This is a genomic window from Mesorhizobium sp. M3A.F.Ca.ET.175.01.1.1 (genome assembly GCF_004791945.1).
Classification (GTDB): domain Bacteria; phylum Pseudomonadota; class Alphaproteobacteria; order Rhizobiales; family Rhizobiaceae; genus Mesorhizobium.
Genome location: NZ_SRTP01000003.1, coordinates 566,662 through 585,801, shown reverse-complemented (window position 1 = coordinate 585,801; position 19,140 = coordinate 566,662). Strand labels below are relative to the sequence as shown.

General features: G+C 64.2%; 25 protein-coding genes. 14 read left to right on the top strand and 11 right to left on the bottom strand.

Features of this window, described 5'->3' with window-relative positions; translation table 11 throughout:
• Window positions 1-5 precede the first annotated feature (5 nt).
• The 3 genes from EN818_RS10885 to EN818_RS10875 all read left to right on the top strand — a co-directional run bounded on the left by EN818_RS10885 (window position 6) and on the right by EN818_RS10875 (window position 3,254).
• Complete coding sequence (locus EN818_RS10885; protein WP_095808865.1) at window positions 6-2,444, top strand: FAD-dependent oxidoreductase; 2,439 nt, start codon at window positions 6-8, stop codon at window positions 2,442-2,444.
• Window positions 2,445-2,541: 97 nt separating this feature from the next.
• On the top strand, window positions 2,542-2,865 hold the full coding sequence (locus EN818_RS10880; protein WP_129552851.1) for a DUF2934 domain-containing protein: 324 nt from the start codon (window positions 2,542-2,544) through the stop codon (window positions 2,863-2,865).
• Window positions 2,866-2,969: 104 nt separating this feature from the next.
• Window positions 2,970-3,254 (top strand): photosystem reaction center subunit H, encoded by a 285-nt coding sequence (locus EN818_RS10875; protein ID WP_095808864.1) that lies wholly within the window; start codon window positions 2,970-2,972, stop codon window positions 3,252-3,254.
• Between the two features lie 98 nt (window positions 3,255-3,352).
• Here the strand turns inward: EN818_RS10875 and EN818_RS10870 are convergent, their stop codons facing one another.
• Window positions 3,353-3,625: a PilZ domain-containing protein gene (locus EN818_RS10870; protein ID WP_095808863.1), complete on the bottom strand. Its 273-nt coding sequence runs from the start codon at window positions 3,623-3,625 to the stop codon at window positions 3,353-3,355.
• Window positions 3,626-3,818: 193 nt separating this feature from the next.
• Between EN818_RS10870 and EN818_RS10865 the strand changes: the two genes are divergently transcribed.
• Window positions 3,819-4,181, top strand: a complete 363-nt coding sequence (locus EN818_RS10865) for a hypothetical protein (protein ID WP_095808862.1) — start codon at window positions 3,819-3,821, stop codon at window positions 4,179-4,181.
• 149 nt (window positions 4,182-4,330) lie between these two features.
• Window positions 4,331-4,546 carry a hypothetical protein gene (locus EN818_RS10860; protein WP_095808861.1) on the top strand — a complete coding sequence of 72 codons (216 nt, stop codon included), beginning with the start codon at window positions 4,331-4,333 and terminating at the stop codon, window positions 4,544-4,546.
• A gap of 54 nt (window positions 4,547-4,600) precedes the next feature.
• Here EN818_RS10860 and EN818_RS10855 read toward each other — a convergent pair whose 3' ends face one another.
• Together EN818_RS10855 and EN818_RS10850 are read right to left on the bottom strand one after the other, a co-directional pair.
• Window positions 4,601-5,944, bottom strand: a complete 1,344-nt coding sequence (locus EN818_RS10855) for a cation diffusion facilitator family transporter (protein ID WP_095808860.1) — start codon at window positions 5,942-5,944, stop codon at window positions 4,601-4,603.
• Between the two features lie 7 nt (window positions 5,945-5,951).
• A complete protein-coding gene (locus tag EN818_RS10850) occupies window positions 5,952-6,209 on the bottom strand; it encodes a metal-sensing transcriptional repressor (RefSeq protein ID WP_095808859.1) in 258 nt (85 codons plus the stop codon).
• Between the two features lie 191 nt (window positions 6,210-6,400).
• Between EN818_RS10850 and EN818_RS10845 the strand changes: the two genes are divergently transcribed.
• Window positions 6,401-6,745 (top strand): hypothetical protein, encoded by a 345-nt coding sequence (locus tag EN818_RS10845; RefSeq protein ID WP_129552852.1) that lies wholly within the window; start codon window positions 6,401-6,403, stop codon window positions 6,743-6,745.
• Window positions 6,745-7,080 (top strand): low affinity iron permease family protein, encoded by a 336-nt coding sequence (locus EN818_RS10840; protein WP_095808857.1) that lies wholly within the window; start codon window positions 6,745-6,747, stop codon window positions 7,078-7,080. Before EN818_RS10845 ends, EN818_RS10840 begins: the two co-directional genes overlap by 1 nt.
• Before the next feature lie 271 nt (window positions 7,081-7,351).
• Here EN818_RS10840 and EN818_RS10835 read toward each other — a convergent pair whose 3' ends face one another.
• Window positions 7,352-7,501, bottom strand: coding sequence for a hypothetical protein (locus EN818_RS10835; RefSeq protein WP_095770090.1), 150 nt, complete (start codon window positions 7,499-7,501; stop codon window positions 7,352-7,354).
• A gap of 259 nt (window positions 7,502-7,760) precedes the next feature.
• Here EN818_RS10835 and EN818_RS10830 point away from each other — a divergent pair, with 259 nt between their 5' ends.
• Window positions 7,761-7,943 (top strand): hypothetical protein, encoded by a 183-nt coding sequence (locus EN818_RS10830; protein WP_245420625.1) that lies wholly within the window; start codon window positions 7,761-7,763, stop codon window positions 7,941-7,943.
• 62 nt (window positions 7,944-8,005) lie between these two features.
• Here the strand turns inward: EN818_RS10830 and arsC are convergent, their stop codons facing one another.
• From arsC to EN818_RS10815, 3 genes are read right to left on the bottom strand one after another with little or no spacing between them, the layout of a single operon-like run.
• Entirely contained in the window at window positions 8,006-8,416 is a 411-nt protein-coding gene (gene arsC, locus EN818_RS10825) for an arsenate reductase (glutaredoxin) (protein WP_095808856.1), read from the bottom strand.
• The gene (locus EN818_RS10820; protein WP_095808948.1) at window positions 8,413-9,117 is read right to left on the bottom strand and encodes an MIP/aquaporin family protein; all 705 of its coding nucleotides are present in this window, start codon (window positions 9,115-9,117) and stop codon (window positions 8,413-8,415) included. The genes arsC and EN818_RS10820 overlap by 4 nt, the downstream gene beginning before the upstream one ends.
• A 41-nt stretch (window positions 9,118-9,158) precedes the next feature.
• Entirely contained in the window at window positions 9,159-9,509 is a 351-nt protein-coding gene (locus tag EN818_RS10815; RefSeq protein ID WP_095808855.1) for a metalloregulator ArsR/SmtB family transcription factor, read from the bottom strand.
• A 44-nt stretch (window positions 9,510-9,553) separates the two neighbouring features.
• On the opposite strand from EN818_RS10815, the gene EN818_RS10810 reads away from it, so the two are divergent.
• Window positions 9,554-10,087, top strand: a complete 534-nt coding sequence (locus EN818_RS10810; protein WP_095808947.1) for a DUF6428 family protein — start codon at window positions 9,554-9,556, stop codon at window positions 10,085-10,087.
• A 90-nt stretch (window positions 10,088-10,177) separates the two neighbouring features.
• The gene (locus EN818_RS10805) at window positions 10,178-10,558 is read left to right on the top strand and encodes a YkvA family protein (RefSeq protein ID WP_095808854.1); all 381 of its coding nucleotides are present in this window, start codon (window positions 10,178-10,180) and stop codon (window positions 10,556-10,558) included.
• Window positions 10,559-10,620: 62 nt separating this feature from the next.
• Here EN818_RS10805 and EN818_RS10800 read toward each other — a convergent pair whose 3' ends face one another.
• The gene (locus EN818_RS10800; RefSeq protein ID WP_245518817.1) at window positions 10,621-11,781 is read right to left on the bottom strand and encodes a permease; all 1,161 of its coding nucleotides are present in this window, start codon (window positions 11,779-11,781) and stop codon (window positions 10,621-10,623) included.
• Between EN818_RS10800 and EN818_RS10795 the strand changes: the two genes are divergently transcribed.
• A complete protein-coding gene (locus EN818_RS10795; RefSeq protein WP_189523786.1) occupies window positions 11,753-12,583 on the top strand; it encodes a LysR family transcriptional regulator in 831 nt (276 codons plus the stop codon). The two genes, EN818_RS10800 and EN818_RS10795, sit on opposite strands and share 29 nt — an antisense overlap.
• A 132-nt stretch (window positions 12,584-12,715) precedes the next feature.
• Window positions 12,716-14,425 carry an adenine deaminase gene (gene ade, locus EN818_RS10790; protein WP_095808851.1) on the top strand — a complete coding sequence of 570 codons (1,710 nt, stop codon included), beginning with the start codon at window positions 12,716-12,718 and terminating at the stop codon, window positions 14,423-14,425.
• A 355-nt stretch (window positions 14,426-14,780) separates the two neighbouring features.
• Here the strand turns inward: ade and EN818_RS10785 are convergent, their stop codons facing one another.
• Complete coding sequence (locus EN818_RS10785) at window positions 14,781-15,065, bottom strand: hypothetical protein (protein WP_095808850.1); 285 nt, start codon at window positions 15,063-15,065, stop codon at window positions 14,781-14,783.
• Window positions 15,066-15,302: 237 nt separating this feature from the next.
• On the opposite strand from EN818_RS10785, the gene EN818_RS10780 reads away from it, so the two are divergent.
• Together EN818_RS10780 and EN818_RS10775 are read left to right on the top strand one after the other, a co-directional pair.
• The gene (locus EN818_RS10780) at window positions 15,303-16,703 is read left to right on the top strand and encodes a sensor histidine kinase (protein ID WP_095808849.1); all 1,401 of its coding nucleotides are present in this window, start codon (window positions 15,303-15,305) and stop codon (window positions 16,701-16,703) included.
• Entirely contained in the window at window positions 16,700-17,344 is a 645-nt protein-coding gene (locus EN818_RS10775; protein WP_095808848.1) for a response regulator transcription factor, read from the top strand. Before EN818_RS10780 ends, EN818_RS10775 begins: the two co-directional genes overlap by 4 nt.
• Window positions 17,345-17,599: 255 nt before the next feature.
• On the opposite strand, the gene EN818_RS10770 is transcribed toward EN818_RS10775, so the two are convergent.
• The gene (locus EN818_RS10770) at window positions 17,600-18,052 is read right to left on the bottom strand and encodes a hypothetical protein (protein WP_095808847.1); all 453 of its coding nucleotides are present in this window, start codon (window positions 18,050-18,052) and stop codon (window positions 17,600-17,602) included.
• Window positions 18,053-18,641: 589 nt separating this feature from the next.
• Entirely contained in the window at window positions 18,642-19,121 is a 480-nt protein-coding gene (locus tag EN818_RS10765) for a hypothetical protein (RefSeq protein ID WP_129552854.1), read from the bottom strand.
• Window positions 19,122-19,140 lie beyond the last annotated feature (19 nt).

Sequence of the window (19,140 nt, the reverse complement as noted above, 5' to 3'; positions counted from 1 at the left end):
GCTCGATGCAAGCACATGCGAGAGTGGTGATTGTCGGCGGCGGGTGTGTCGGCGCGGGTATCCTCTATGGACTGGCCAAGCGCGGCTGGACCGACGTGGCGCTGCTCGAGCGCACCCAGCTGACCGCGGGCTCGACCTGGCATGCGGCGGGCCTCGTCCCGTCCTACTCGCGCAATATCAATGTCGGCCGGATGGTAAGGAAGACCATCGAGATCTACGAAAGGCTCGAGGCGGAGACGGGACAGCCCGTCGGATGGCATAAATGCGGCCAGTTGCGCATCGCCAATTCCAGGGACCGGTTCGACGAATTCAAGAGCTACATGAGCGTGGCCGACGTCCAGGGCGCGCGGGCGCAGTTGCTGACACCCGCGGAAGCCAGGGAGTTGTGCCCGCTGCTCAACAACGACCATATGCTCGGCGCCCTTTATCACCCCGATGACGGCCACATCGCGCCGGCCGACGTGACGCATGCCATGGCCAAGGGCGCGCGCGACCTCGGCAGCAAGATCTATCTCAACACCGAAGTCACCGGCTTCAAGCGGACGCCGAGCGGCGAGTGGCTGGTGCAGACCAACCAGGGCGACATCACCTGCGAGCACGTGATCTGCGCGACCGGCAATTACGCGCGCCAGACCGGCGCGCTGCTGGGGCTTGAAATTCCGGCGATCCCGATCCTGCACCAGTACTGGATCACCGAAGCGGTGCCGGAGGTGGTGGAGCGCAAGCGGCAGGGGCGTCCCGAAATGCCCATCCTGCGCGACGAGGGTTTCGAGGGCTACCTGCGCGAAGAAGGCGACGGCCTGATGTTCGGGCCATATGAGCGCACCGAAAACCTCAAGCTGTTCGCCGAGAACGGTGTTCCCGCCTGGTTCGGCGCCGATCTGGTCGAAGAGGATTTCGAGGCGGTGTCGTGGAATTGGGAACAGGCGCTGGAGCTGATCCCGGCGCTGGGCCGCGTGGGCCTCAAGGCCAATGTCCGCGGGCCGTTCCAGATGACGCCGGACGAGCTTCCCTTGATGGGACCGGCCTGGGGCCTGACCAATGTCTGGCTGGCCGAGGGCGTGCCCGGCGGCATCCTGTGGGGCGGCGCGATCGGCTATTACCTGTCGGAGCGGATCGTCGAAGGCGGCAACAGCCTCGACACCTCCGACCTCGATCCCCGCCGCTTCGGCGACTATGCCAACAAGGCCTGGACGCGCGAGAAGGTGCGCGAGGCCTGGGGCACGCATGCGGAGCAGAAATATCCGGGACAGGACATGCCCGCCTGCCGCCCGCAGAAGACCGCGCCCTCCTATGCCAGGCTGACCGAGCTTGGCGCCGTCTGGGGCGTGCTCAACGGCTGGGAGATGCCCAACTGGTTCGCGCGCGACGGCGTCGAGGCCAAGGACCAGTACAGCTGGCGCTGGACGCCGAAGGGGAACCTTGTCGCCGAGGAAGTGCTGGCGGTGCGCAACGCCGTCGGCCTGGTCGAGATGACGCCGATGACCAAGTTCGAGGTGTCGGGGCCGAGCGCGGCCTCATGGCTCGACGGGATCCTGGCCAACCGCCTGCCCGCGATCGGCCGGGCGACGCTGGCGCACCATTTGACGGCCGGCGGCGGCGTGCAGGCGGAATACATGGTGGCGCGGCTGAGCGAAGACAGCTTCTACCTCATCTCGACGCCAAGGGCGGAGCGCTGGAATTTCGACGATCTCTCGAAGCTGCTTCCCGCCGACGGCAGCGTGTCCTTGAAGAATGTCACCAACGACCGCGGCTGCTTCACGGTCGTGGGGCCCAAGGCGCGCGAAGTGCTGCAACCCCTCACGGAGATCGACCTTTCGAACGCGAACTTCCCCTGGTTCGGCGTCAAGACCGGAAATGTGGCTCTGGCCAGCGACGTGCGGCTGCTGCGCGTGAACTATGAAGGCGAGCTCGGCTGGGAGCTCTACCACCCGATGGCGTACCAGCGGCAATTGCTGGACGCGATCCTGGCGGAGGGCGAGAAGCACGGCATGCGGCTTGTCGGGCTGCATGCGCTGGAATCGCTCAGGCTGGAGAAGTCGTACCGCGCCATGTACCGCGACATGAACCCGGAGCTCAACGCGCTGGAGAGCGGGCTGGAACGCTTCATCCGCCTGGACAAGGGCGATTTCGTCGGGCGCGAGGCGGTGTTGAAATACAAGGACAGGAACGACCAGCGCCGTTCGGTCACGCTCAAGATCGAAACCGACGGCGCGAGCACGCTTGCCTCCGAGGGTCTCTACATCGGCGGCGAGCTGGTCGGGCGCATAACCTCGGGCGGCTACGCCTACGCGCTCGGGTACGATGTGGCGCTGGCCGTGCTGCCCGAGCGTTTCTCCAACCCCGGAACGAAGCTCGACGTCGCGGTGCTGGGAGAGTGGAAGGTCGCCGAGGTCATTGCCGATTCGCCTTACGACCCCACCTCGGCCCGGGCACGCATGTAAGCTCCTCAAATCCTCCAAGCAGCCGATCGCCGTGTGCAATGGCACGGATCGTTCCGCCTCGCCCTGCGTTGATGGACAACGCAAGGAGGACAAGGCCATGGAAGACGATCGGACCGAGAAGATCAGGCAGCGCGCCTATGAGATCTGGCAGCGCGAGGGCAGCATCCTTGGCGACCACGAGCGGCACTGGCATCAGGCCGAGGCGGAGATCGACCGCGAGGCGGCTTTGCCGCTCACCGCGGGCGATGCGCTGCCCGAGACCGGCGAGCTGTCGAGCTCGGACATCCTGACCGTGGAGGCGCTTGCCATGCACACCGGGATCAGCAGCGAGGAAGCGCAGGAGCTGCTCGACCGGCTCGGCAACGACCGCGCCGCGATCGAGCAGGCGGCGCGTAACCTCAGGGCCCGGAAGAGGCTATAGCGTCGCAACCGCGGTTCGCTCCCAGGCGAAGGGAACAGCATTGAGCGCGCGGGAACCCTCGGCGCCGTGGGAGGTTCCTCCTGTCTAACCCACAGGAGACCACCATGGACCACACCAACCACGTCAGGCTGACCAATGCCGAACTCACCCCCGACATCCTCGAGGGCGCCACCATCTATGGCCCCGACGACGAAAAGATCGGCTCCGTCGACCACCTGCATGGCAGCCGGGTCGTCATCGATGTCGGCGGCTTTCTCGGCATCGGCGCCAAGCCCGTCGCCGTCAGCGCCAGCCAGCTGGATTTCATGCGCGACGAGGACGGCGACGTCCACGCCGTCACCAGTTGGACGAAGGACCAGCTGAAGGCCATGCCGGAGCACCGCGACTGAAACGAAAGAGTGCATCGCGACTGACGCGAAAGAGAGCATCGCGACTGAGCTGGAGGCGAGCATTCCGATTTGAGGCTCGCGACGACTGATTGCGCGCGTCAGCTCTTGATCGAATTGCTGAAGACCTGCACGCCGACGCGCTCGTTGCGGCGCCAGCGCACCACGGCGCGATAGGCGGCGTCGTCGTCAGGGACGATCAGCGTGAAGCGATCCGGCAGTTCCACCTGAGGGCCGACGCGCAGTTCGGCGCCGTGTTCGTGCTGGTTGCGGATGGAGCACCTGATCCTGGCCTCGCCGGTGACGATCGTGGCCTCCTTCATCACGAATTCACGCGAGTGAAGACGGCGCTCGATACGGGGAAAGGTGGTCATGTCGCACGCATCCCGGAACTCTTCGGCGGGCTCAGCATCTCAGCCCGACATGACACGATAGCAGCGAGGCGTTTCCGTTCCGTTAGCGATTGCCCGTCGCGGCCGGCTGCCCGATCCCGTTTCTGCACACAGAGGAACAAACTCCTGCCTGGCGCGTATTGGAGCGGCGATATCGCTCGAAGCAGGAGTCCTCATGCCGGTGCGCAGGAAACGTCACGTCCGAAACGCAGCCTCGCTCTACAGCGACCTTATGCTGGCCCCGGCCGTAGTGATGATGCGCCTGCCGATGATTGCCCTGGATGCCGGCAGCAGCGCCCCCAATGGCGTGGAAGCGGCGGGCGCCATCAGCGAGAAAGCGCTCGCATGCGCTGAGGGACTATACGCCGCGCAGGTAACCCTTTTCCGTTCCGCATTGCGGTTCTGGCCGGAAATTTTTTCTGGCCGCAGCCCGTCCCTGCTCAACGGCGCCGCCGGCAAGGCAGCCTTGGTTGCGGCAGTCAGACCTGCAAGCCGACGGGTCAGAGCGAATTTCCACCGGCTGACGAAACTGGACTGAGTGAATCGATCCATTCAGGCCGGCTGTTCGCGGACGTGCCTGCTGGTGATCGCCGACAGGGTCGCCTAAGCCCGATTGGACTCTTGCGGCGCGTCGCGCTACAAGGAGGCCCTCAACCTAAGGCATCGCGCTGTGGCCGCGCGCAATCCATGATCACCGTGAAAAAGATCTTTCGGGACGAAGAGCTGTACTTCGTCTGGGCCGATGGAAAGTGCTTTGCGTTTTTCTATCTGCTCAGTTCTTCCGGCGAGAAGCCGGTCTGGGCCGTGAGCGGCGAATACAAGCCTCTCGCCGCCAATATCGACGACTTCAACAGCTACGACGACGCTTTGAAGTTCATCATGGCCCACGCGCCGGTCCAGTAAGCCCTCTGCAACGGACCAGCCGGATACGACGGGCAGCCCCAAACAGCGCCTCAATCATCCATGCTGATGCTCGTGGTGATGGCCGTGCGGCTCGGACATGGCGAACGGCAGGTCCTCGCTGTCGCCGCCGGCGGCAAGCTGCAGCCTGGCGCTGAACGCGTGCGGCTCGGCCGGGGCGACGAGGCTCTGCAGATGGTGGTGGTCGCCGCCGACCGGCGACAGCGGCAGGCGCTCCACCGCGCCGCCCGGCCGCTCGATCGCGACCTTCGCCTGCAGGCCCTCGGCATGGCGCGACAGGCGCAGCCGCATGCGCTCGCCCTGCGGCGTGTCGATGATCTCCAACAGCCCGCTGGCGAGCTTGCCCGAGACCAGGAACGGGTCCGGCGCGTGATGATGGCCACCTTCGGGCTGGGGCTCGACGAAGCGGACCGTGGCCACGGCGAGCCCGGGAATGTGGGCAAAGAGCTCGACCTTCAACGACGCGGCGATGTTGTTGGCGGCGGCCAGCAGCAGCCCGTCGTTGACGGCAATCGTCACATCTATATGCAGCCTGTGGCCGAGCCATCGGGCCTTCGCCTCGACAACCCTGTCGATCCCCGCGACATGTTCGGCGGCGTGGTGGATCTCGCCGACAAGTCCGGGTTCCACGCCGTCCAGCATGCGGGTGAGCACCGAGCGCGCCGATTGCCAGACGATGCCGAAGATGGCGATGGTGATCAGCAGGCCGATGATCGGGTCCGAAAGCGGGACGCCGAGCCAGACGCCGATCGCGCCAATGACGACGGCGAGGCTGGTCAGGCCGTCGGTGCGGGCGTGATAGCCTTCGGCGACCAGCGCGGCGCTGTTGATCTGGCGGCCGACGCGGATGCGCAGCACCGCCACCGCCTCGTTGCCGAGAAAGCCGATGAAGCCGGCCGCGGCGAGCCAGCCGAGAAAACGCACCGGCCGCGGGTCGAGCAGGCGGTCGATCGCCTCGTATCCGGCAACAATCGCGCTGACCAGGATGATCAGCACAATGACGATGCCGGCCAGATCCTCGACGCGGCCGAGACCGTAGGTGAAGGTGCTGGTCGGCCTGCGGCGCGCCAGCACGAAGGCGACCCAAAGCGGTATGGCGGTGGTCGCGTCGGCGATGTTGTGGATGGTGTCGGCGAGCAGCGCCACGCTGCCCGACGCCACGACGACCGCGACCTGCAGCCCGGCGGTGACCGCCAGGATGACAAAGGACCATTTGATCGCCCAGATGCCGCGATCGGTCGTCGCGATGGTGGCGTCGATGACGCCGTGGGTGTGGCCATGCGGACCACGATGGCCATCGCCGTGGCTGCCGTGGCTGTGTGGGCCGTGGTCGTGGCCGTGCGGGCCGAAGCCGAGCCAGTCCAGAAGCTTTTTCGGCATGGCAGCCTCACAAATATTTGGTGAGCTGCTTCAGCTCCTTGAGCGTTTCCCTGGTCGGCTCGCCGCCGTCGACCAGGCAGTGCTCCATGTGGTCATGGATCAGTTCACGCTTGGCATTGCTCACCGCGCTCTCGACGGCGTGAAGCTGCTGCGCGAGATCGAGGCAGGATCGGCCCTGCTCGAACATGGTGAGCACCGCCGCAAGATGGCCGTGCGCGCGCTTGAGCCGGGCGATGATATCGGGATGGGAGCTGTGTATCGTCATGACTTCATCCTATCCCCCAGGGCAGGATCTCGCAAGAGCCTGCCGCCCAACCCTGCGGCGCTGCCCGACGCATGGACCGGACCCGCAGCGCCACGCCCAGGCAACAGGCCGCAACCAAGCGGCGGCTTCGCCGTTAATTGAACGGCGCCGACCTATCCCCTCGCGGCGCGGAGACGTGGAGCGTACGCCCGATGGCACGGCCGGTGGAGATTGGCGACAGGGTGGCGGTGATCGCCACGGTGACGGAGCGCGTCGAGGACCGCGTGACGGTCGCCATTCCGACCGACTGCCACACCTATTCGATCGTCGAGCCCAATGCCAAGCCAGGCGACAAGCTGCAGTTCGAAGGCGAAGTGGTTCACGTCGACGAGGATCTCGGCCGCACCACGATCCAGGTGCTCGGACGGATCACCGTCGACACGAGGAGCGTCAAGATGATGCGCAAATACCGCCAGCGGAGACTGCCGCCGGCGAATTCCTCCGACCAGCATCGGCCAGATGCTGGAACCGCCCCGCGGCCTCGCCGTTCGGCCTGATGGCCAGGAATCGTATCCGGGAAGCGCTGACCGAGATCGGCACGATGACGTCGAGGCCTTCGGCGTTCCTGATCCTCGGCGCATTCACGCTAGGCTGGCTGGTGTTCGAGCCGGAGACGCTGGACTGGCACGGCATTGCCACACTGGTGACGTGGGCGATGACGCTGCTCATCCAAAGGGCCGAGCACCGCGACACCCAGGCCTTGCAGGCCAAGCTCGACGAGTTGATCCGGGCGACCGGCAACGCGCGCAACGACATCGCGCAAATCGACAGCAAGGAGCCCGAGGAAATCGAAAAGGAAAGGGCCTCCGAGGCTGCCGGTCTCTCGGGCTAGAGCTTCTTCAACATCGTCTGGAGTAGCGACGCGCAGCGGAGCGAAGACCCGGGGATCCCCGTCGGGACCTTTGCCGAGGGATTGAGCGGAGCAGAATTCTGCACTGCAGCAGCGCGTCGAAGTCACGAGAGGGGGTCTGTGCGCGTCGCTTCGATCCTTGCTTCGCCCGCAGGATGACGACGGCGCGAAAGGCTTCGGCCAATTGCGAACGTTTGCGATGGTTCACCGAAACGACCGGTGAAATCCCCATTGCGGTCGTCGTGCCGGGAAACTAGTGGCGCTTGAAGTACTGCACCTCGCGCTCATGCTTCTCGGCCGCTTCGCGCGACTTGAACGTGCCGAGATTCCTGCGTTTCCCGGTCCTCGGATCGACCTTGCGCGAATAGAGACGGTATTCGCCGGACTTCAGCTTGCGGATCATGGCAACCTCCTTTGCAATCAGTGACGTCAACCCCCTTGCCGTTGCTCCGGTTCCGCTTCCGAGCATGTCGGCACCACCCCAATCGGCCGCCGCTGGCACAAGAACTCTCGCCCGACAGTGATCCATTTCACGGACGCAAGCGCCCGAATGTCGGAATCGAGACGCCAGCGACCACAATTCGGTCGGATTATTTGTACTCAAATGACATTTGCGACGTTATCTTTCACGTCGCGAGCATGCCGGGACTGAGGAGGGTGAGATGGTGACGGCGAAGCTTCACGGGGTTGAACTCGTCAAGGGCCAGAAGTGGACGGTGCGCGTCACCGCTTACGGCACCACGGTGATTTTCCCGTTCGAGGCCGAGCAATATGCGCGCTCCTACGCCGACGGACAGGCCTTCCGCCTCGGCGTCGAAGTGGTCGAACTGAGGGAGTGCGCCTGAGCAGCCGGGCGGAAAGCGCCCAGCGCCGGTTCCGCTCAGCCTGATCTCTCGCGCGGCACCCCTCAGACCGACTTCCTTTCCTGGAGCTTCTCGCCGTCTTCCTTCACGAACTCGCGCACCGGATTGTCGAGGAGCGGCAGCACCGCCTCCGAAGGCCGGCATAGCCTTGCGCCCTTTGGGGTCTCGACGATCGGCCGGTTGATCAGGATGGGGTGGGCGAGCATGAAATCGATCAGCTCGTCGTCGCTCCATTTGGGGTCGGCGAGGCCAAGCTCGGCATAAGGCGTCCCCTTCTCTCGCAGCAGCTCGCGCGGCGCCATGCCCAGCGCCGAGAGCAGCGCGACCAGCCGCTCGCGGCTCGGCGGCGTCTTCAGATATTCGATCACCACCGGATCCTCACCGCTGGCGCGGATCATGGCGAGCGTGTTGCGCGAGGTGCCGCAGGCGGGATTGTGATAGATCGTGACCGTCATGACTGTGCCTTCCGTGGCTGGGATTGCGGAATGATCCCCGGCCGCAGCAGCCAGCCCATCAGCGCCAGCGCGATCAAGGCCCCAAGCAGCTCGGCGACGATGAAGCCCGGGAGATCCATGGGCCGGATGCCGGAGAAGGTGTCGGTCAGCGAACGCGCCAACGCCACGGCCGGATTGGCGAAGGATGTCGAGGCGGTGAACCAGTAGGCGGCGGTGATGTAGAGCCCGACCAGCCATGGCACGGCTCGCTGCTCGAACCGGGCTCCGGAGAGAATGACCGCGACGAGGCCGAATGCGGCCACCATTTCGGAGAACCATTGCGCCGGCCCGGCGCGCAGCTTGGTCGCGATCTCCAGAACCGGCAGGGCGAACATGAGGTGCGCGACGATCGTGCCGGCGATGCCGCCCAGGAGTTGCGCGACCAGATAGGCCGGCAGATCGCGGGCCGGCAGCGTGCGGCTCAAGCAGAACACGAGTGAGACGGCCGGATTGAAATGCGCGCCCGAGATCGGGCCGAGGATGGTGATCAACACCACCAGCATGGCGCCGGTGGCCAACGTATTGCCGAGCAGCGCCAACGCCGCGTCATGCGTCAGCGTCTCGGCCATGATCCCGGAACCGACCACGGTTGCGACCAGCAAGCCTGTGCCCAGAGCTTCGGCAACAAATCGGCGCGGCAGATTGAAGGGTGTCGTTTTCATGCTGCCTATGGCCGGATCGTTCGCGTCGATCGGCTCGATGATCATTGCCGGGTCCCTTTGCCGGGCTGACAGCAAGGTGCAGCCAGCGCGGGCGCGCAGATTTCCGGACGACCCGAGCAGCAATCCTCCATCAGGAACCGGACCAACCCGGACATCGCTTCATATTCGGCGCTGTAGATGATCGAGCGCGCGTCGCGCCGCTGCGTGACCAGGCCGGCGCGCTCCAGTTCCTTGAGATGGAAGCTGACGTTGGAGGGCGAAACCTCGGTCTGTTCGGCGAGCGAACCGGCCGCGATGCCATCCGGCCCGGCAACCACCAGCAGTCGCAGAAGGCGCAGGCGCGTCTCCTGCGCCAACGCTCCAAAGGCGATCAGGGCTTGACGTTCATCCACGTTTCAATAATCCTTGAAATATTGAAATGGAGGAAATAGCCGACATGCTCTCTCCTGACAACCGCAAAATCACCCCTGCCCTTCCGGCGGATCCCTCCGACCTGACTATCGGCGATCTGCTGAACGCGCTGGCGGACGTCAAGGACAGCCCGCTGGTGTTCCACTATGATGGCCGGCCAGTGAAGCCTGGCTATCATGTGACCGAAGTCAAGGCTGGACAGTTCTCGGCACTGGATTGCGGCGCCAACCCGGAGTCCTGGTCGGAAATCTTCGTCCAGCTATGGGACGTGGACGAAGGCGGGCCTGTCCACATGCAGGCCGGCAAGTTCGCCGCGATCATCCGTAAGGTGTCCGATCACGTCGCCCTCGACCAGTCCGCCAAGCTCACCTTCGAAGTCAGCGACGGTGTCCGACCGATGGAATTGTACCGGGCAGGTCAGCCGATGTTGGTCGGGAACGCCGTCGAAGTCGAACTGTCGCCGCGACCGGCGAGCTGCAAGCCGCGCGACCGCTGGCTGGAAGAACAGAAGGCGAGCAGATCATGTTGCTCGGCCGCGAGCGAGGCTTGCTGCAGCTGACGGATTGCCGGCGGAATGTCAGAGCCACCCGGGCCACGGATTGTCCTGCGACAGTTGGCCTGACGGCTTGCGCATCCGTATATAGACGACATGTCGGCTCTCGATACAGCGAAGCGATGGGCGCGCGGGGTCAAGCGCGACGTCGTGGCGCTGTGGATTGCCGCGCGCGACCCGCGCGTGCCCTGGTATGCAAAGGCCACCGCCGGCGCCGTCGCGGCCTATGCGCTGAGCCCCGTCGATCTCATTCCTGATTTCATCCCGGTCATCGGCTATCTGGACGACCTAGTGATCGTGCCGCTCGGCATCATGCTCGCCGTCAAGCTCGTCCCGGGAGACCTTATGCAGGAATTCCGCGACCAGGCCGCGCGCCGCGACAAGCCGGTCAGCAAGGCCGGCCTGGCTTTCATGGTTGCGGTCTGGGTGCTGGCGGCGCTGGCGCTGCTTTGGCTGTTCTGGCCGAAGGCAGCTTGAGTGCCCTCTCGCTTCCGCGTGCCCGATAGTTGTGAACCCCACCCCCGCTCCGATGGCGACAATCAAGACAAGAGCGTCCAGAGCGCTTGGAAGACATAGCCGATGACCAATGATCCGGAAACCGCGAGCGCCACGAACAACGCAATCGTTGACGGCCTGAGGACCAGTGCGACAGCCATGACACCCCAGATGCTAACCGCGCCGCCTGAAACGAGGAGCGCCATTGCAGCACCAGGTGACATGCCGAGATCAAGCAAACCTTGGACTAGAGGCAGTGCGGCAAGGCCATCGAGATACATCGGCGCGCCGACCAGCACCGCAAGCGGGATGGCATAGCTGGAGTTTACGCCGACATAAGCGGCAAGAGCATCAGACGGCAGAAAGTCTCTCAGCAGAAACTCAGCTGAAAAGGCAAACGTCAAACAAAGAACGACAGTTCTTGTTGTAGAGACAAGATTTGTTCCAAATGCACGCATACGCGCCCGGTCTCGCCAAATCCTGAAAGAGAGGCCCGCCGGCGTGCAGGTGTCACACAGTCCACTCATGCTTTTTTGTGACCGTAGCGGATGTTGCACCATCTGCGTACGGGCAAGGAGAGCTGTTATCGCGCCCGAAAAGACTCCAAGCGCGAAAGCCGCAACCAACTTTCCAATGGCGAACCCAGGGCCTAGCAGCGCCCAGGTCACGGCGAGCATGGTGGGACCTGTAATTGGAGAGGAAACCCAAAATGCCATGATGGGTGCAAGCGGAACGCCGGATGCAAGAAGGCCAGTCGTGAGCGGCAGCACCGTTACGCCGCACACGGGTATTACGCTACCAATTCCCGACGCCATCAAGATCGTCGCGACAGGGCGTCCCTTGAACCATCGTGCCGTAACTGTCGCCGCTCCGCTAGCCGCGGCCCACGCCGAGATGACCAGCCCCAAGGCGATCAACAATGCGACGTCCATGAAACTCTGCACGACAAAATGCAGCGTCGCAGTGACCTTTTGCGGCCACATCAGAGCGACAGCAGAAGTCAGAATAGGGACTGTCGCCCAGAAGAGGTGCTTTCTTTGAAGCGGCGGAACCGCAACCGTCATGGCATCACCTTTTGTGCCACAACTACCAGTCCGGCTTCCATAAATGAAACGAATAGCATAAATATCAGCTATGAGCGCACGCGATAGCAACCGTACCCAACTGGACAGCGAATTGCTGCGCACGTTCTTGTCTGTGGCCAAGGCGGGGAGCCTCAGTGGCGCCGCGGCGCGGCTGTACCGAACGCAGTCCGCAGTCAGCCTCCAGGTGCAAAAGCTGGAGGCTGCCCTCGGACAGCGGGTGTTCGAAAGGCATGGCCGGGGAGTTGCGATGACTGCCGCCGGCGAGCGGCTGCTACCCGTCGCCCGCGACGTTGTCGAAATGCTGAATCAGGTGGCAACCGATCTGCGCGAAGCGCCAGACGAGCAAGAGATCCGCCTTGGCATTCCCGAGGAATATGGCGACACGATTCTTCCGTCTATCCTGGCCACCTTCACCGAAGCGGAGCCCACAGCTCGCATTTTCGTGCGCTGCAGTTCAAGCATGGAATTCCCACGTGCACTGGCTGCCGGCGAACTGGATCTCGCCCTGCACTCGCCCGAGCGCGTCTCCAAAAACGACGTCATTGTTCATAGCGAACGCGCCGTGTGGACCGGCTCCGCCTTCCACAATGTGGAGAACCGTCGGCCTCTGCCGGTGGCGCTGTTCGATAAGACTTGCTGGTGGAGGGAACGCTGTCTCGACCTGCTTCGGAAATCCGGACTGGAGTATCAGGTCGTTTGCACCAGCCAGAGCATTTCAGGTGTTCGAGCGGCAATCGCCGCCGGCGTCGCTATCGGCGTATTGCCGGAAAGCACGCTGACAGATCACATCAGGGCGTTGGCGAGCGCGAAGCTGCCGCAGTTGGGTGAAACGCATCTGGCGCTCACCGGCTCACCGAAGCGGCCTCGGCGGCTAGCCGAAAAACTGTCGGCGATCATCTCACGAACGTTTCAGGGAAAGTGACGTGTAAGCAGCGAACACTGCCTGCAGATGCACGGCTGTGTCCCTCGTGCAGTAAATGGCTGCTTCCGGCCTGCCCCTTGACCGTCTCCTTACTTGGAGCGAGCGTGAACGCTCTTTCAGACGGGAGCCCCGATGGATTCGAGAGAGCTTTTGATCCGCATGATCCGCGCCGGCGCCGGAGAGGTTCCCGCCGATGTGGTGATCCGCGACGTGCGGCTGCTCGACATCGTCAGCGGCGCGGTGACCGAAACCGACATCGCCATCGTCGCCGACCGCATCGTCGGCACCCATGCGCGCTACGAGGCGGAGCGGGTGATCGACGGCCGCGGCCGCTTCGCGGTGCCGGGCTTCATCGACACGCATCTCCACATCGAATCCTCACTGGTCAGCCCACTCGAGTTCGACCGCTGCGTGCTGCCGCACGGCGTCACCACCGTGCTTTGCGATCCGCACGAGATCGCCAATGTGCTGGGTGCGGAAGGCATCCGCTATTTCCTCGACTGCGCCGAGCAGACCATCATGGATGTGCGGGTCAACCTGTCGTCCTGCGTGCCGTCGACCGCATTCGAGACCTCGGGCGCCAGGCTGGAAGCGGAGGACCTCCTGCCCTTCCGCACCCATGCCAAGGTGGTCGGCCTGGCCGAGGTGATGAATTTTCCGGGCGTGCTGGCCGGCGACGCCGGCATGATCGCCAAGCTGGACGCCTTCGCCGACGGCCATATCGATGGCCACGCGCCTTTGCTCAGGGGCCAACGGCTCAACGGCTATCTCGCCGCCCGTATCCGCACCGACCACGAGACCACCACCGCCGCCGAGGCGCGCGAGAAGCTTGCCAAGGGCATGGCCATCCTGATCCGAGAGGGCTCGGCCTCGAAGGACCTCGAGGCGCTGGCCGAGATCCTCGACGCCGACACCTCTAGCTTCGTGGCGCTGTGCACCGACGACCGCAACCCGCTCGACATCGCGGAGGAAGGCCACCTCGATTCCTCGATCCGCCGCCTCATCGCCACGGGCTGCCCGGTGCATCATGTCTACCGCGCCGCCAGCCATTCGGCGGCGCGCATCTTCGGGCTCGCCGACCGCGGCCTGGTGGCGCCCGGCTGGCGCGCCGACATCGCGCTGCTCGAGCATCTGGAGGACTGCCGGGTGAGCGACGTGATCGCGGCGGGGCGGCTGGTGACGCCGGAATTGTTCAAGACGCGAAAAGCCGTCAACCCGGTCGGCCTGTCATCGGTGAAGGCCAGGCCGGTGACGCCGGAGGCCTTCCGCATCGAGGCAACGAGCGGCCGCAACCAGACGCCGGTGATCGTCATCAAGCCCGGACTTCTCATCAGCTTCCGCGAGGACGCCGCCCTGCCCATCGCCGAAAACTCCCTGCAGCCGGACATCGGGGCCGACATCCTCAAGGCGGCGGTGGTCGAGCGTCACGGCAGGAACGGCAATATCGGTAAAGGCTTCGTCAAAGGCATCGGATTGAAGCGCGGCGCCATCGCCTCCTCGATCGGCCATGACTGCCACAACATCACCGTGGTCGGCGCCTCCGACGCCGACATGGCGGTTGCGGTCAACCGGCTGATCGAGATGGGCGGCGGCATGGCGGTGGCCGACGGCGGCCGCGTCACGGCGCAACTCGCGCTGCCGCTGGCAGGGCTGATGAGCCTGAAGCCCTTCGAGACGGTGACGCAGGCGATGCACGAATTGCGCGAGGCCACTCAGAAGATCGGCTGCACCATCCCAGAGCCCTTCCTGCAGGTGGCGTTCCTGGCGCTGCCGGTGATCCCGCATCTCAAGCTCACCGACATGGGCCTGTTCGATGTCGACAGGTTCGGTTTCGTGGCGTGAGACGGCGTCAGGTCTCAGCCACCCCCCGCTCGTGTTTCAGGGGCCGGCGCTGCCTTACCGCAGGCCCAGAAAACTCAGGATGGCGATGACGATGACGATGGCGCCGACAATCCAGATGATGTTGTTCATGGTGCTCTCCACTGATGGCCGGCCGGAGACCCGCGCCTAGGCGTGGCCGGCCTCTACCGGATCTGTGAGGGTGTGCGCGGAAACGCTTCCTGTTCACCCTCGCAGAAACGTCAACCCTTAGAATCTGCTAATGTTCCATCGATGCTAAGCGCTTGAGGCTGCCTGGCGCTTGCGGGCGAGCGAAGCATGGCGGCGCTCGCCCACGGCTTCGACGAAGCTGTCTGGCCTAGCAGCCTTCGGTCGTCTTCTTCACCTGGCCGGGGGCGGCCTGTTTCGCGGTTGTGTCGTCCTGCTGGCCAGGGGCGGCCTGCTTCGCGCTGCCGGTCTCCTGGCCCGGCGCACAGTCCTTGGCGGAGTTCGTCGAGTTGGTTGTGGTCGTGTCCGTGTCCTGGGTGGTTGGCATCGTCGTGGTGGTCGAGGTGGATCCGCTCGACGAGGTTCCGCTCGATTGGGCAAATGCAAGACCGCCGGACAGGGCCAGCAGCGCCGTGGCAACTAGAAGACGTTTCATCAATATCGCTCCTATGCGGGAAGCGTCCCTTCCATCGCATAACAGGCAAGCGACGGGTCGGTTCCGTAGAGCATCCCCCTGGCAGAACCGCCCTTGCGCCGGCGAGCAGACCAGCCCGGCGCAACGGCGGATTGGCGAGCGCCGTTAACCGTCCGCCAGCGACCGGACCAAGGTCTGTGTCGCAATCGCCGCAATGGCCCTATACTCTCCGCGCCGCGGAAGAATCTGACGGCGTGGATGCCTGGGGTGGATTTGAGGAAACTCTTCGATCAGTTGAGCCGGCTGTCATTGGCGGTTCAGTTCCTCATCGTAGGCGGCATCGGGCTCCTGGCGGTGATGCTCGTGGTCGGCCTGTGGGTGACCGCGCAGATCCGCGCAGGCGTCATGCACAACTCCGCCACGACCACGGCCCTTTACGTCGACAGCGTGATCGCGCCGCTGCTGCCGGACCTGCGCAAGAGCCGGGAACTGGATGACACCGTCAAGCGCGCGCTGGACGAGACGCTCGGCCAGGGCGCGCTGGGAAAGAGGCTGGTCTCGTTCAAGCTGTGGCGGCGCGACGGCTTGGTGCTCTACTCCGACGACTCGGCGCTGATCGGCAGGACCTTCCCGCCCAACCCCAATCTCGTCTCCGCTTTCGCCGGCAATGTCGTGGCCGAATACAACGACCTCAGAGACGACCCCGAGGCGACCGAGGAGAAGGCGGTGAAGGCGCCGCTGTTCGAGATCTACAATCCGGTGCGCGAGCCGTGGTCGGGCGAAGTGGTGGCGGTGTCGGAATTCTACGAAGTCGCCGACGATTTCCAGGAAACGCTGAACTCCGCGCTGTGGTGGACGTGGCTGGTGGTGGCCGCCGCCACCCTGACGGCGCTGGCGCTGCTGTCCGGCATCGTCTTCCGCGGCAGCCGCACCATCGCCACGCAGCGGACGGCCCTGGAGGCCAAGGTTGCCGAGCTGCAGTCGGCACTGGCGCAGAATTCTTCGCTGCGCCAGCGCGTGCAGCGCGCCTCGCGCCGCGCCACCGCCCTCAACGAGCGCTATCTGAGGCGGATCGGCGCCGACCTGCATGACGGCCCGGCGCAGCTGGTGGCGCTCGCCGCGCTCAGGATGGACAGCCCGGTGCTGGTCGATCCGGCCACGCCGAAACCGCAGCGCGAGGCCGAGATCGCCGGCATCCACAAGACGCTCGGCGAGGCGATGCGCGAGATACGCGGCATCTGCAACGGGCTGGTGCTGCCGCAGATCGAGGCCCAGGCGGTGACCGACATATTGCGGCTGGCGGTGGCCGAGCATGAGCGGCGCACCGACACCAAAGTGTTGCTAACCCTGCCCGAGCGCTTGCCCGAACTCGGAACCTCGGAGAAGATCAGCATCTATCGCTTCGTGCAGGAAGGGCTGAACAACGCCTATCGCCACGGCAAGGGCAAGGGTCAGCAGGTGCGAGCCACCACAAAGGGCGGCAAGCTGGTGGTCGAGGTGATGGACACCGGTCCTGGTTTCGATCCAGGCCGGAGCGAGGGCCTGGGACTCGCGGGTCTCAGGGAACGCATCGAGAGCATCGGCGGGCAGTTCGAAACGCTGTCGGGCTCGGGGGGAACGAGACTCGTAATCACATTGTCTGTCGAGGAGCAGCCGTGACCGCACCGATCCGTATTGCCATTGTCGACGATCATCCGCTGTTTCGCGAGGGCGTGGCGCGCAGCCTCGGCGAGATCGGCGGCTTCGAACTTGTGGGCGAAGGCGCCAGCGCCGAGGACGCCGAAAAGCTGGCGCGCGGCAGCACGCCCGACATATTGCTGCTCGACATCAGCATGCCGGGCGGCGGTCTCAATGCGCTGGCCAGCATCCTTGCGGCGATGCCCGAGCAGAAGATCGTCATGCTGACGGTGTCGGAGACCAATGGCGACGTCGCCCAGGCGCTGAAGGCCGGCGCGCGCGGCTATGTGCTGAAGGGCGTCGGCTCCAAATCGCTGGCCGAGATCCTGCGCGACGTCGCCAACGGCCAGAGCTACGTCTCGCCGACGCTGTCGGCGCGGCTCCTTTCGGACCTGTTGCAGCCCTCCGGCCGCAAGCCGGACCCGCTCAGCCAGCTCACCGGCCGCGAGGCCGAGATCCTGAGGCTGGTGGCGGAAGGCCTCAGCAACAAGGAGGTCGCGTCGCGGCTGTCGCTGCAGGAAAAGACGGTCAAGCACCACATGACCAGGGTGCTGGCCAAGCTCAACGTGCGCAACCGCACGGAAGCGGCGCTGCTGATGCATGAGGCGAAGGAGAGGAATTAGGGAATGGTGAATGGTGAATGGTGAATAGTGAGTAGTGAGTAGTGAGTAGTGAGTAGTGAATAGTGAATGATCTAGCTCATAGCCAAAGGCCTCACCCCTAAAATCTTTCACTATTCACTATTCACTATTCACTATTCACTATTAACCATTCACCACTCCCTTCACTATTCCCTCTCCCCAAAACAATCACCCCCGCCTCCGGAGACGGGGGTGACAAGTGAAGACCGGGAAAAGGGGGTAACTTCTCTTCGATCTTCACAAGTTCAGCAGACGTTTCAGATCCTGCTGTGTTGCCTTGCGCTCGACGATTGTGCGGCCGAGCGCGTCGGTCATCTCAAAGCGGCCGTTGTCGACCTCCTCCTTCATGCCGTTGCGGTGGATGACCGTTATTTTGTTGCCGACAATCTCGACCACGTCGCCTGTCGCGGCGTTGACGTGGCTCGCCTTGCCGCCAGGATTGGTGTTGCCCTTGCCGCTGTTGTTGCCGGGGCCGGCATTGGCGTTGCTGCCTCCGTTGCCATTGTTTCCGCCGTTGCCGTTGCCATTGCCGCCGCCGTTGCCGCCGCCATTGCCATTGTTGCCGGCAAAGGCCGTCGCCACGACGAGCTTGGTCGCGCCGTCAGGCAGGACCGGCGCGACGGCAAGCGCCAGCGCCGCTGCGGCAAGCAGCGTTGACCAGGCAAGCCGAGTGAATGCCGGTTGGCGCATCTGTCCTTCTCATGCCGATCCGCCTCGGCCGTGCCGGAGTTCCGCTCCCAGCCCGGCCAAGGCGCAACCGGGGTCTCGACCCGGAAAGGATTCACGCTTTGGTAAGGTTACGAAAGCGGCCCACGACCCTTGCCATAGGGGGTCGGACCTTTTTGGCCACCGTTTGGGGACCTATGTCGCAGCTGCGCAGCTTGGCACCGGCAGGCGCCCGGCTTAACGCCGCGTTAGCCAAACCGCTTGAAATCAGCCGGCAATTCATTATCACTGACAGTGCGAGAACTGCGCGGTCGCAGCAATGAACCGCGGCACGGTAACGGCGCACGCATCCACTCGGACGCGAAGAAAACGCCGTAGCACTTTGATTGCGCAGATGGATTTCTCCCCGGTTGGGGCCTGCGCCAAGGTCCGCCCCCGATCATCATTCAAGGGCCCAAAAAAGTACCCCCGCCAAAAGGCGGGGGCAAGGTGAGCAGCGGGAGTTCTGTCGTAAGACGATCAGGACCAAAGAGACGAAGCAAAAGGTGGCAACCTGATTTTGCAGCGCTGGCTTTTGGTCCCTTAAGATCTAAATCCAGATAGAACCTCGCTCTCACAAACTCTTCAGGCGATCGAGATCCGCCACGGTGGCCCTGCGCTCGACGATGGTGCGTCCGAACTTGTCCTCCATCCTGAAGCGGCCGTTCTCGATCGTCTCCTTCATTCCGTTTCGATGCGTGACCTCGATGCTGTTGGCGCTGACCTCGACCTTGTCGCCGGTCGCGGCGGTCACATGATCTTCGACATCGGCGGTGCTGCTGCTCGTGCTTTTGGCGCTGCTGTTGCCGCTGGTGTTGCCGTTGCCGTTGTTGCTGTTTCCGTTGGATCCGCCGTTGCCGTTTCCGTTCCCGTTGTTTCCGCCGCCGTTACCGTTTCCGTTGCCGCCGCCATTGCCATTGCCATTGCCGCCTTTGTCGGCATAGGCCTTGGTCACCGCGGGGCCGTCGAGGGAGAGATGAAATGGGGCAATAGCGAACGCAAGCGCGGCCAGCGCGCGCAGAACGAATCTGCAGCCCATGCGCGGTATGCGCATCCCATTCTCCCCATGCCAG